The sequence below is a fragment of the Pseudomonas sp. genome, assembly GCF_037994325.1.
Classification (GTDB): Bacteria; Pseudomonadota; Gammaproteobacteria; order Pseudomonadales; family Pseudomonadaceae; genus Aquipseudomonas.
In genome coordinates this window covers 1-10998 of the sequence record NZ_JBBNAH010000745.1, presented here as the reverse complement: position 1 = coordinate 10998, position 10998 = coordinate 1, and the positions used below count along the sequence as shown (strand labels likewise).

The 10998-nt window shown below is 60.3% G+C and carries 12 protein-coding genes; 3 read left to right on the top strand and 9 right to left on the bottom strand.

Annotated features, from left to right (window positions below):
* The 4 genes from AAAB16_RS24970 to minC form a co-directional block, all read right to left on the bottom strand.
* The gene (locus tag AAAB16_RS24970) at positions 1-636 is read right to left on the bottom strand and encodes an RluA family pseudouridine synthase (RefSeq protein ID WP_340665781.1); all 636 of its coding nucleotides are present in this window, start codon (positions 634-636) and stop codon (positions 1-3) included.
* A 74-nt stretch (positions 637-710) separates the two neighbouring features.
* Positions 711-965, bottom strand: a complete 255-nt coding sequence (gene minE, locus AAAB16_RS24965) for a cell division topological specificity factor MinE (protein WP_340665780.1) — start codon at positions 963-965, stop codon at positions 711-713.
* Positions 962-1777: a septum site-determining protein MinD gene (gene minD, locus AAAB16_RS24960; RefSeq protein WP_110616286.1), complete on the bottom strand. Its 816-nt coding sequence runs from the start codon at positions 1775-1777 to the stop codon at positions 962-964. The genes minE and minD overlap by 4 nt, the downstream gene beginning before the upstream one ends.
* A 102-nt stretch (positions 1778-1879) precedes the next feature.
* Positions 1880-2620 (bottom strand): septum site-determining protein MinC, encoded by a 741-nt coding sequence (gene minC / locus AAAB16_RS24955; RefSeq protein ID WP_340665779.1) that lies wholly within the window; start codon positions 2618-2620, stop codon positions 1880-1882.
* A gap of 161 nt (positions 2621-2781) precedes the next feature.
* Here minC and AAAB16_RS24950 point away from each other — a divergent pair, with 161 nt between their 5' ends.
* Together AAAB16_RS24950 and AAAB16_RS24945 are read left to right on the top strand one after the other, a co-directional pair.
* A complete protein-coding gene (locus AAAB16_RS24950) occupies positions 2782-3711 on the top strand; it encodes a lipid A biosynthesis lauroyl acyltransferase (RefSeq protein ID WP_340665778.1) in 930 nt (309 codons plus the stop codon).
* Positions 3712-3862: 151 nt separating this feature from the next.
* Entirely contained in the window at positions 3863-5041 is a 1179-nt protein-coding gene (locus AAAB16_RS24945) for a patatin-like phospholipase family protein (protein ID WP_340665777.1), read from the top strand.
* A 99-nt stretch (positions 5042-5140) separates the two neighbouring features.
* Here AAAB16_RS24945 and AAAB16_RS24940 read toward each other — a convergent pair whose 3' ends face one another.
* The 4 genes from AAAB16_RS24940 to AAAB16_RS24925 all read right to left on the bottom strand — a co-directional run bounded on the left by AAAB16_RS24940 (position 5141) and on the right by AAAB16_RS24925 (position 8893).
* Positions 5141-5986 (bottom strand): pirin family protein, encoded by an 846-nt coding sequence (locus AAAB16_RS24940; protein ID WP_340665776.1) that lies wholly within the window; start codon positions 5984-5986, stop codon positions 5141-5143.
* 260 nt (positions 5987-6246) lie between these two features.
* Positions 6247-7035: a VacJ family lipoprotein gene (locus AAAB16_RS24935; protein ID WP_340665775.1), complete on the bottom strand. Its 789-nt coding sequence runs from the start codon at positions 7033-7035 to the stop codon at positions 6247-6249.
* Positions 7028-8326 carry a serine/threonine protein kinase gene (locus AAAB16_RS24930; protein WP_340665774.1) on the bottom strand — a complete coding sequence of 433 codons (1299 nt, stop codon included), beginning with the start codon at positions 8324-8326 and terminating at the stop codon, positions 7028-7030. The genes AAAB16_RS24935 and AAAB16_RS24930 overlap by 8 nt, the downstream gene beginning before the upstream one ends.
* Positions 8327-8404: 78 nt before the next feature.
* Positions 8405-8893, bottom strand: a complete 489-nt coding sequence (locus tag AAAB16_RS24925) for a GNAT family N-acetyltransferase (RefSeq protein ID WP_340665773.1) — start codon at positions 8891-8893, stop codon at positions 8405-8407.
* Positions 8894-9060: 167 nt separating this feature from the next.
* Here AAAB16_RS24925 and AAAB16_RS24920 point away from each other — a divergent pair, with 167 nt between their 5' ends.
* Complete coding sequence (locus AAAB16_RS24920) at positions 9061-9432, top strand: hypothetical protein (RefSeq protein WP_340665772.1); 372 nt, start codon at positions 9061-9063, stop codon at positions 9430-9432.
* A 251-nt stretch (positions 9433-9683) separates the two neighbouring features.
* On the opposite strand, the gene AAAB16_RS24915 is transcribed toward AAAB16_RS24920, so the two are convergent.
* Positions 9684-10998, bottom strand: a 1315-nt coding sequence (locus AAAB16_RS24915; RefSeq protein ID WP_340665771.1) for a beta (1-6) glucans synthase, incomplete at its 5' end; no start/stop codon positions are given.

Below are 10998 nucleotides of genomic sequence, written 5' to 3'. Positions count from 1 at the left end.
TCAGAACGGTGCCGGGCACTCGAAGCGCAGACGCTCGCCGGTTTTTGGATGGGTGAACGCGAGCATGGCCGCGTGCAAACACAGGCGTGGGTAGGCGACCAGGGCTTGTTCGTGGGCGTACAAACCGTCGCCAAGCAGCGGGTGGCCAATCGACAACATATGCACGCGCAGTTGGTGCGAGCGGCCGGTAATGGGCGTGAGCTCGACGCGTGCCCAATCGCCGCAGCGTTCCAGTACCCGCCAGAAGGTCAGGGCGTGGCGGCCTTGTTCATGGTCGACCACATGCCGCGGTTTGGTCGGCGGGTCGTAGCGCAAGGGCAGGTCAATCTGGCCGCTGTCCAGTTCCGGTTGGCCCCAGCACAGCGCGATATAAGCCTTTTCGGTTTCGCGGTCGTGGAACTGGCGGGACAATTCGCGGTGGGTGTCGGCATCGCGGGCGAGCAGGATCAGACCTGAGGTTTCCCAGTCCAGGCGGTGGACGATGCGCGCTTCGGGATAGCCGTTTTCCTGCAGGCGGGTGATCAGGCAGTCCTTGTTGTCTTCGGCGCGGCCGGGCACCGACAACAGCAGCGTGGGCTTGTTGACCAGCAGGATTTGCTCGTCTTGGTAGACGATTTCAACGTTCGACAGCGGCATGCATCAGTTCCACAAATAACAACTTTCACAAACGATAACGGCGGCCGAAGCCGCCGTTATGCAAACCCGTGGGATCAACGATCCGGCAGGGTGATATTGAGCTCGAGGATTGAGCAGCTGCCTTGGTTTTCCAGGGCCACGTGCACTTGGTCCGACTCGATGTTCACGTACTTGCGGATCACCTCAACCAGCTCTTGCTGCAAGGCCGGCAGGTAATCCGGCTTGCTGCGCTGGCCGCGCTCGTGGGCGACGATGATTTGCAGACGCTCTTTCGCAATCGACGCAGTGGTTTCTTTTTTACGCTCGCGAAAGAAGTCGAAAATATTCATTCACGACCTCCAAACAGGCGTTGCATAAAGCCCTGCTTTTTCACATCAAGGAAACGGTGGGCGACTTCCTTGCCCAACAGACGGTCAACCGCATCGCTATAGGCTTGGCCGGCGTCGCTTTGGTCGTCGAGGATCACCGGCACGCCTTGGTTGGAGGCCTTCAGTACGGCTTGCGACTCAGGGATTACGCCAAGCAGGCGGATGGCGAGGATTTCTTCGACGTCTTCAACGCCAAGCATTTCGCCTTTGAGCACGCGCTCGGGGTTGTAGCGGGTCAGCAGCAGGTGTTCTTTGATCGGGTCTTCGCCCAGCTCAGCGCGGCGCGATTTGCTCGCCAGCAGGCCGAGCATACGGTCGGAGTCACGTACCGAAGACACTTCCGGGTTGGTTACGACAATGGCTTCGTCGGCGAAGTACATCGCCAGGTGCGCGCCTTTTTCGATACCGGCTGGCGAGTCGCAAACCACGTATTCAAAGGTTTCGCGCAACTCGTTGATGATTTTTTCCACGCCTTCTTTGGTCAGCGCGTCTTTGTCGCGGGTCTGGCTGGCGGCCAGCACGTAGAGGTTTTCCAGGCGTTTGTCTTTGATCAGCGCTTGGGTCAGGGTGGCTTCACCGTTGACCACGTTGACGAAGTCGTACACCACGCGGCGTTCGCAGCCCATGATCAGGTCGAGGTTACGCAGACCGACGTCGAAGTCGACGATCACAGTTTTGTGCCCACGAAGGGCGAGGCCGGTACCGATGGCGGCGCTGGTGGTGGTTTTACCGACGCCACCTTTGCCGGACGTGACTACGAGGATCTTGGCCAAGGTGATTCACCCCAAATATAGAGAAATGCGGGAATCTGGCGCCAACAATAGGTGGCTTCCAGATGCCCGTTTTAGTGTCCTGAAAAGTGGCCGCAGTATCCGTTAAAGCCGGGTGATGTTCAACACGTCAGCGGTCAGGCTGACCTGAACTGCATCGCCCCACAGCGGGTCGCGGCGCAGGTCTTCAGCGACTTTGTACTGACCGGCGATGGAGAGCATTTCGGCGCCCATTTGCTGGCAGAAAATCCGTGCTTTGGTGTCGCCTTTCACGCCTGCCAGGGCTCGGCCGCGCATAGGCGCGTAAACATGGATGTTGCCGTCGGCGAGAAGTTCCGCACCGGCACTGACCGGGGCCAGCACAATCAGGTCGCCGCCCTGGGCATATACTTGCATGCCGCCACGTACCGGCGAGGTGATGACTTTGGTGGGGTTGACCACCGGCTCCGGCGGTTTTTCCGCTTTCTTTCTGGCGGCGGCCACTTCTACCGGCTCCACCAGTTTTTCCCGCGCGCCCGAAGGTGGCAGCACGGGAATGTCGAGGGCGAGCGCGGCGGCGATATCTTCTTCGCGGTTGGCGCGAATGGCCAGGGTGCGCAGGCCATGGCGACGGCACAGCGCCATCAGCTCGCCAAGATCGAGAATGCCTTCGGCGGCGGGCAGTTTGTCCAGCGCCAATACCAGGGGAATATTGCTGAAGAAATTCGGTGCCTGGGCAACCTTCTCGGCCAGTTGCTGTTCCAGGCGCTCGAGGTCATTGTGCGCCAGCTCCAGCACGGTAATGGCGAGCATGCTGCCTTTGAGCTGGAATACGGGGTCTTGGTTGAGCAGATCGGCTTGGCTCATGGGGTGCCTGATGCGCCTTAAAAAAATGGGCTGAAAGCAAAAGTAACGGGCGAGCCTGGCGGCTCTGATTTAGACCGGACTTATAGCGAGAACGCGGTTGGGCCGCAAGCCGCGTGCAGTCCTGTAGAATGCGCGCCTTTGTTTGATTTTCGAGAGCACCGATGGCTCGTCCGCAGTTTCGTCGCCCCTTTCTTCACCCCCGTTATTGGCTGCTTTGGCTCGGCTTGGGCCTGCTCTGGCTGCTGGTGCAGCTGCCGTATCGCGTGCTGCTGGGCCTTGGTCGCGGCTTGGGTTGGCTAATGTATGTGGGTGCTCGTTCACGCCGTGAAATCGCCGCGCGCAACCTGCAATTGTGCTTCCCGCAGATGTCGGCCGCCGAGCGGAAAAAACTGCTGAAAGAAAACTTCGCCTCCACCGGCATCGCCTTTTTCGAAATGGCGATGAGCTGGTGGTGGCCGACTAAGCGCCTGGCGCGCCTGGCCCATATCGAAGGCCTGGAGTATTTGCAGGAAGCGCAGTTGCAGGGCCAAGGCGTAATCCTGATGGCCGTGCACTTCACCACCCTGGAAATCGGCGCTGCCCTGCTGGGCCAGCGCCACACCATCGACGGCATGTACCGTGAGCATGGCAACCCGGTGTTCGACTTTGTCCAGCGTAGGGGCCGCGAGCGGCATAACCTCGACGCCCAGGCGATTGAGCGCGAAGACGTGCGTGCCATGCTCAAGGTGCTGCGCGCCGGACGCGCGATCTGGTACGCGCCAGACCAGGATTACGGCATCAAGCAAAGCGTGTTTGTGCCGCTGTTTGGCATTACCGCTGCCACTGTTACCGCCACCAGCAAATTCGCCCGCCTGGGCCGTGCGCAGGTAATGCCTTTCACGCAGAAGCGTTTGCCTAATGGCGGCGGCTACAAATTGGTGATTCATCCGCCGCTGCGCAATTTCCCTGGCGACAGCGAGGAAGAAGATTGCCTGCGGGTGAACCAATGGGTGGAACGGGCGATTTTGAGTTGCCCCGAGCAATACCTGTGGGCGCATCGGCGCTTTAAAACCCGGCCGCCGGGTGAGGCGAAGCTCTACAGCAAACGCTGAAGGGCCCGTAGGCTGCGCTGTGCGCACCCCTGTAGTTTTCGCGAAGACCGCTTGGTGCGCACAGCACCCCCTACGGATCGCATGTGCCATAAAAGCTAATCTTCAAGCGCTCGGCGCCTCTATACTCGGAAGAAATTTCTGAGAAAACTCGATGAATTTGGCGCACGACCCTACAAAACCGGTGACTGGGCTTATTCTTTCGGGCGGCGGTGCACGCGCTGCTTACCAAGTGGGGGTGCTGGCGGCAATCGCCGATCTGCTGCCCGACACCACGCAAAACCCCTTTCCTGTGATCGTCGGCACCTCGGCCGGGGCCATCAATGCTGTGGGGCTGGCCTGCGGCGCGTTGCAGTTTAACGAGGCGATTAAACGCCTTACCCACGTTTGGCAAAACTTCCACTGCCACCAGGTGTACCGCAGTGACTTCTCCGGCGTGGTGCGCCAAGCCAGCCGTTTTTTTGGCCATAGCCTGTTGGGGCTGGGCAAGCGGGCGCCAGTGGCCTTGCTCAACAGCTCGCCCCTGGGCGGCCTGCTCGCCGAGCATCTGGATTTCACCGGTATTGCCGCGGCCATTCGTATGCGCAAATTGCGTGCGGTGGCGGTGACCGCGTTTGGCTACGACTCCGGGCAAGCCGTGACGTTTTACCAAGGCCGCGCCGCCATTGACCCGTGGTTCCGTCACCGCCGTGTTGGCGTACCGACGCGCTTGCAGTTGCATCATCTGTTGGCCAGTGCAGCGATTCCGCTGATTTTTCCGCCGGTAAAAATCAACCGCGAATTCTTTGGCGACGGCGCCATGCGGCAGTCGGCACCGATTAGCCCGGCCCTGCACCTTGGCGCCAATCGTGTGCTGGTGGTGGGCGTTAGTGGTAATGGCAACCCGCAGAATGTGCCGATGCGCGCCAAAGTGTCCGGGCCGCCGAGCTTGGCGCAGGTCAGCGGCCATCTGCTCAACAGCACCTTTATTGACAGCCTGGAAAGCGATATCGAGCTGTTGGAACGGATGAACCAGATGTGCCGCTTGCTGCCCGCCGACTTGCCGGCAAAAAGCATGGCGATCAAACCCGTGGATGTTTTGGTGATTGCACCCAGCCAGCCGCTGGACCATATCGCCGCGCGCCATTGGCATGAACTGCCGCGCACCTTGCGCATGTTTTTGCGTGGGCCGGGGGCGAAAAAAGCCGGTGGGGCAGGGGTGTTGAGTTACCTGCTGTTTGAGGCGGGGTACTGCAACGAACTGATCGAGTTGGGCTACCAGGATGCGATGGCGCAAAAGGCCGAGCTGGTGCGCTTTTTGGGGTTGGAACCGCAGGTGGCAGCCTCGTTGTAATCGCGGTTTGCATGTGCCCGGCCATCGTTTTGCTGCGCGCCGCACACCCTGTAATCCTATCGCCGTAGAGTGTGCTGTGCGCACCAAACCGTTGATGGACTAGGCCAACACCCCATCACGAAAATCGCGCAGCGCCTGCTCTACTTCCTCGCGGGTGTTCATTACAAAGGGGCCGTATTGCACGATCGGTTCGCCCAGCGGTTTACCGGCCACCAGCAGCACGTTGGCGCCCTGCTCGCTGCTTAGCTGCAACTGGCCGCTGTCAGACAAACGCACCAACTTGCCAGCCTCTACCGAGCGACCATCCAGCTGAACGCTACCGTCGTAGACATACAGCATCAGCCGATGCCCATCAGGCAGGCGCGGCGCCACTGAGGTGCCGGCACCCAGGCGCAAATCAAACAGCTGCGGTTCAGTGTGCGGCCGTTGCACCGCGCCCAGTTGCTGCACCTGGCCATCGTCAAACTGGCCGGCAATCACCACCACCTCAACACCTTGCGCGGTACGAATATGCGGAATCTCTTCGGCGGGAATATCGCGGTAACCCGGGTCGCCGAGTTTGTCTTTGCCCGGCAGGTTCAGCCACAGCTGAAAGCCGCGCATCACGCCTTCTTCTTGTTCAGGCATTTCGCTGTGGATGATGCCGCGTGCGGCGGTCATCCATTGCACGCCGCCATTGCCGAGTAAGCCGACGTTGCCCAGATGGTCTTCGTGGCGCATGCGCCCTTCAAGCATATAGGTGATGGTTTCAAAACCACGGTGCGGGTGCGGCGGAAAGCCGGCGATATAGTCGTCGGGGTTGTCGGAGCCGAATTCGTCGAGCATTAGAAACGGGTCGAATCGCTCGATGCCCGCGCCGCCGATAACACGGTTCAGGCGCACACCCGCGCCGTCGGAGGCGGGTTGGCCGGGTTGAATGCTGATAATGGTGCGAAGGGCGGGCATGGCGATCTCTCCAGGCAATCAATGGAGCGATGCTAACCCTTTCTGGTAGATGGATTGGTGCGAAATTGGTGTGATAGTTATCGAGTCTATTGATGGGTTGGTTAAGCAAGAGGCCGCGTTCTGGGCGGAACGCGGCCTCTGAGTTTCCCGTCGCCCCCGCGAAGGCGGGGGCTCAGGTACGTAGGTTTAAAAAGGTGTACGTCGCACCCTTCTGGATTCTCGCCTGCGCGGGAATGACGAGAGTGGGTGACGGTCTGTTTTTACTCGGCGATCTGCAACTTGCGCGCTTCGGTGTATACGTAGCGCACTTTCTCGTATTCAAACGGCGAGTTGGTTTGCCCGTAGCGGAAGGTGGTCACGTAGCGGCGGTCGATGGAGCGCAGCAGGAACAGTTCCGGGTGGTCGTTGCTGACCTCGGCGACATTAAGGAAGTTGATCTGCTGCTCGGCAGCAAAGTCGGCCACCAAGCCGCCGGTGTCGCGCAGGTTTGAGGGGCCAAGAATTGGCAGCATCACGTACGGGCCAGCGGGTACGCCGTAGAAGCCCAGGGTTTGGCCGAAGTCTTCCGACTGTTTGGGCAAGCCCATCATGGTTGCTGGGTCCCACAAGCCAACGATGCCAATAGTGGTGTTCAGCAGCAGGCGGCCGGTGGTTTGCATCGAGCGCTGGCCTTTGAACTGCAACAGGCTATTGAGCAGGTTCGGCACGTCGCCAATGTTGCTGAAGAAGTTGCTCACGCCGCTGCGGACAAACTGCGGCGTGATATAGCGGTAGCCGTCGACCACCGGCAAAAACACCCACTCATCAAAGCGGTAGTTGAAGTGGTAGACGCGGCGGTTTACCGATTCCAGCGGATCCCACACGTTTAGCGCGTCGAGTGTTGAGCGCTCGAATTCGCGTTGGTCCAGGCCGGCGTTGAACTTCAGTCCTTTCAGTGGCTCGGTAAAACCATCCGGCTCAGCTGGCGTTGACGGGGTGGCCCCGGGTTCGGCGGCGTGTGCGGCGCCGCTGGCGAGCAGAAGGGCGAGCAGCAGGGATGTCTTAGTCATGGAGCAGCTCCAGCATGGCGGCGGTATTTACGCGGTAGTTGAGGTTGCCGCAGTGCCCGCCGTGCGGGTAAACGGTCAAACGATCGCCCATCGTTCTGCGTAAAAAGCCCAGGTCGCCAGGGCCGAGAATGACGTCGTCCTTGTTGTGCATCACCAAGATTTTGTCGCTGGTTTTCAGGTAGTCCTCCAGGGCGTACAGGCTTACCTGGTCGATCAACTGCAACAGGCTGCCGCCGTCGGTGCGGGCGCGCCAGGCGGGGATCAGTTGCTCGCGGATATAGCAGTCGAAGTCGCACTGCAGCGCTTCGCGGAAATACGGGGTCAGGCTGGTGCCTTCGCTGATCGGCGTTTGTGGCGGGGTAATCAGGCCGCGACGGTTGATCAGGTCGGAGGTAAAGGCAATGTCCGCCGAGGAGAAACGGAACGAGGTGCCGATCAGCATCGCCAGTTGTTCATCCGACAGGTGCTGCTTGGACTGCTGCAGGTCGTAGAGCATGGCATCGTTGATATCGATGTAGCCCTTTTGCTGGAAGTAGCGGGTCAGCTTGCTCAGCACCGTGTCATAGAAGGTGCTGCTGTTGGTGATGCCCTTGACCTCGGTTTGTACCAAGCGGTCGAGGTTGGTGATTGAGGTGTAGAGGTTTACCGGCGGGTTGAGCATCAACACTTTTTTGAAGTTGAAGCTGCGCCGGGTTTCATCCAGCTTGCTGACAAAGGCGGCGTTCAAGGCCCCCAGGCTGTAGCCGGTGAGGTAGAAGTCGGTGACTTCCACCTCCGGATGCTGGGCGCGCACCGCTTGCATCACGCGGTACATATCGTCGGCGTCTTCGGTGCTGACGCCGGGTGTGGCATGGCGGGACGCGGCGGTCATAAAGTCGTAGCTGGTGGGCGAGGACAACTGCACCACGTGGTAGCCAGCGCCGTAGAACACGCGTTTGAGGTTATTGGCGATGGTACTGTCAAAGCGCGCACCAGTGCCGGCGATGATAAAAATCAGCGGCGCCGGGCCTTTCTGTTTGGCCATGCGATAACGCAGCGTGGTTACTGGCCAGAAGTTATCCGGCACTTCCAGCTCGCGCTCGGGGTGCAGCTTGAGGTTGTAGTCAGCCTGATCAATATCCAGGTCGTCCGGTACTTCCGGGCGCAGGTCTGGAGGCGTCGTGGCGATAGTCGCCTCGAACGGGTTGGTCAGGGGGAAGCCGTAACTGGCCTCGTCGATGTCGGCGGCCGACAACAACGGGCTCAGGCATAACCCAGCCATAAGCGCAGCAAAACGTGAGAGGCGCGGCATCGCAAATCCCTTTAGAAGATAAAGTGCGGAATGAATCCGGCGTTATGACAGCGGCTTGGCTGGTATAGCACAGATATTTTACTTAGCTTGCTTAGCCAGCTCGCCAAGGGCGGCGCCGCTAAGTCGGTAGGTGGTCCAATCGTCTTGTGCACGGGCGCCAAGGCGACGATAAAAGCCCAGCGCCGGCTCGTTCCAATCCAGTACCGCCCACTCCAGCCGCCCGCAACCACGTTCCACCGCTAAGTGCGCCAGCCGCGCCAGCAAAGCCTTGCCCAGGCCTGAACTGCGGGCCTGTTCGCGAACGTACAGGTCCTCCAGATAAATGCCGGGTTTGCCCAGAAAAGTCGAAAAGGTCGGGAAGAACAGCGCGAAGCCTTGCGCCTGACCATCCAACTCGCCAATCAGCACTTCGGCGAATGGGCGTGGGCCGAACAGATTGGCGCTTAGATCGTGCGGGGTGGCAACGGCTTGATCGCTGAGCTTTTCATACACCGCCAGTTCATGAATCAGGTCGAGGATCAGGCCAACATCGTCGGGCGTGGCGTTGCGCAGTTGGATACGGGACATACAGGCTCCAAAAGTGGCGGAATAGGCTGAGCTTGCAGGGACAAAGCGCGCGCGGCAACAGGGTGCAACCAAAAGCATGGGCAAAGCTTGATGTTTCGTGCTCTGACGCTTGCATACCGTGCGCTGGCGTTTATCCTGAGCGCCGATTTTATTTACCGGAGAGTCCCATGTCCCGTCGTTTGCCTCTGATCGCGTTGCTGATCGTTCTGGCCCTGTGGCTAGCCGCTGCCTACGGGCTGCGTTTTGCCCTGATGGAGGACAGCCAGTGGGTTGGTATCTGCGTTGACCAGGCGCAGCGCTGGGAATGCCAAGTGCGTGATGGCCTGGGCCTGTTGATCCACTTCCGGATTATCGCCCTGGCCGGTTTGATTGGCGCGGTGCTGGCGTTTGTGGTGCCGGGCCGTGCTGGCTGGTGGTTGGCAGTGGCGGCGTTGGTGTTTGCCTTGCCGGCGTTGGTGCTCTACAGCGCCAGTTTGGCGGTGTTTGCGGTGGTGATTGCGGCACTGCGCTTGGTACGGGCGCCGCGCCAGTTGGCTTAATCCAAACGCCTGAATTCGTCGTAGCGCATCGGCGGTATTGCGATGTGGGGGCAATGCAGATTGGCCAAATGCCCCGTCGCCCCCGCACCGGCGGGGCCCAGAATGTTCCGGTGGACCGCGGCCGTCGCCACATTCTGGATCCCCGCCTGCGCGGGGAGGCCGGTGTGACGTGGTCCGTCTTCAAGTAAACCGCAGGCAATAAAAAACGGGGGGCCGTTCACTGCCCCCCGTTTTTTATTGCCGAGCGTTTGTTACGCCACCTGAGCCTTACGCCCCAAGCTACGCCACAACGCGGCCACCATTAGCACACTCACCGCCGCCCAACCCAGGGCCTGCCAGTTACCCAGCGTCTCCTGGTACAGCTGCGGCAAAATGCCGGCGCCGACGATCAGGGTCAGCAGGGCCACTTCCCGGCGTGGCCCGGCCACCGGACGGCATAGGTACACCAAGGCCGGCAGCAGCAAGACCATGCTCGGGAAGCAACGGTAGCGCGGGTCAAACACCAAGCCGAGCATCAGCACCGCAGCGGCAAAGCCGCTAGCGGCCAACCACCAGCCACCACGGGCTTGCAGCCAGCGATAGAGGTTGGCGCGCCAGCCGGCTTTGTTCGACAAGGCCAGCGCTGCATGGGCCAGTACCACCAGGTTCAGGCCGACCAGAAACGCCGCCCACAGCCATTCGCCGACATAGCGGCTATTCACCCGCGCCATCTCACCCCACAGCGCAATGCAGCAGGCGCCGACGGCCGCCAGCAGCGGCAGAATCAGAGCCGAACGGGTGGAGGAGGGGCGCCCGGCGAGCAACAGGGTCGCGAAGAAAATCACGCCGCTGACGCTCAGCCACAGGGTCCAGTTAGAGAAGTTCGATACCGGCCCGGCCAGCACGCCTTTGTCTTGGCGGTCGGCATCGAACAGGCCCCAGTAACCGCCCATGGCACCTTCGCTGACGCGTTTCCACGGTTGGTCGAACGCTTCGATCAGGTTGTAGTTCCAGCCGTTCTGCTCCGCCATGGCGACAAAACCACGGATAAATTTGGCTTCGTTGACACGGCTCGGTACGGCGGTTTCGCGCTGGCGGCCTTCGCTGGGCCAGCCGGTTTCACCGATAAAAATATCTTTGGGCGCAAACTTAGTGCCGAACACCTGACGAATTTCAGCGACATGGGCCAGGGCTTCGTCGATGCCGGTGGGGTCATCTTCCCAATAGGGCAGCAGGTGAATAGTCAGGAAGTCCACCGCTGGCGCCACTTCCGGGTGCTTGAGCCAGAACTCCCAGACGTCGGCATAGGTAACCGGCTGTTTGATTTGCGACTTCACGTCGGCAATCAGCTTGGCCAGTTGCGCGCCGGTGACTTCTTTACGCAGCAACGATTCGTTGCCGACGATCACCGATTGCACTACGTCCGGGTTTTCGTTGGCCGACTTGATCAGCGCATCGACTTCTTTCTTGGTGTCCACCGGGTTGCCGTTGACCCAGGCGCCGAGCATCAACTTCAAGCCGTGCTTGCGTGCTAGTTCTGGAATGGCTTCCAGGCCAGTCATCGAGTAGGTGCGAATGCAGTGGAAC

Excerpts from the sequence above, each read along its gene's own strand:
- AAAB16_RS24930 (WP_340665774.1), bottom strand. The coding sequence starts at position 8,326 with ATGCCGCGCCTCTCACGTTTTGCTGCGCTTATGGCTGGGTTATGCCTG.
- AAAB16_RS24940 (WP_340665776.1), bottom strand. The coding sequence starts at position 5,986 with ATGCCCGCCCTTCGCACCATTATCAGCATTCAACCCGGCCAACCCGCC.
- AAAB16_RS24920 (WP_340665772.1), top strand. The coding sequence starts at position 9,061 with ATGTCCCGTCGTTTGCCTCTGATCGCGTTGCTGATCGTTCTGGCCCTG.
- AAAB16_RS24925 (WP_340665773.1), bottom strand. The coding sequence starts at position 8,893 with ATGTCCCGTATCCAACTGCGCAACGCCACGCCCGACGATGTTGGCCTG.
- AAAB16_RS24950 (WP_340665778.1), top strand. The coding sequence starts at position 2,782 with ATGGCTCGTCCGCAGTTTCGTCGCCCCTTTCTTCACCCCCGTTATTGG.
- AAAB16_RS24945 (WP_340665777.1), top strand. The coding sequence starts at position 3,863 with ATGAATTTGGCGCACGACCCTACAAAACCGGTGACTGGGCTTATTCTT.
- minC (WP_340665779.1), bottom strand. The coding sequence starts at position 2,620 with ATGAGCCAAGCCGATCTGCTCAACCAAGACCCCGTATTCCAGCTCAAA.
- AAAB16_RS24970 (WP_340665781.1), bottom strand. The coding sequence starts at position 636 with ATGCCGCTGTCGAACGTTGAAATCGTCTACCAAGACGAGCAAATCCTG.
- AAAB16_RS24935 (WP_340665775.1), bottom strand. The coding sequence starts at position 7,035 with ATGACTAAGACATCCCTGCTGCTCGCCCTTCTGCTCGCCAGCGGCGCC.
- minE (WP_340665780.1), bottom strand. The coding sequence starts at position 965 with ATGAATATTTTCGACTTCTTTCGCGAGCGTAAAAAAGAAACCACTGCG.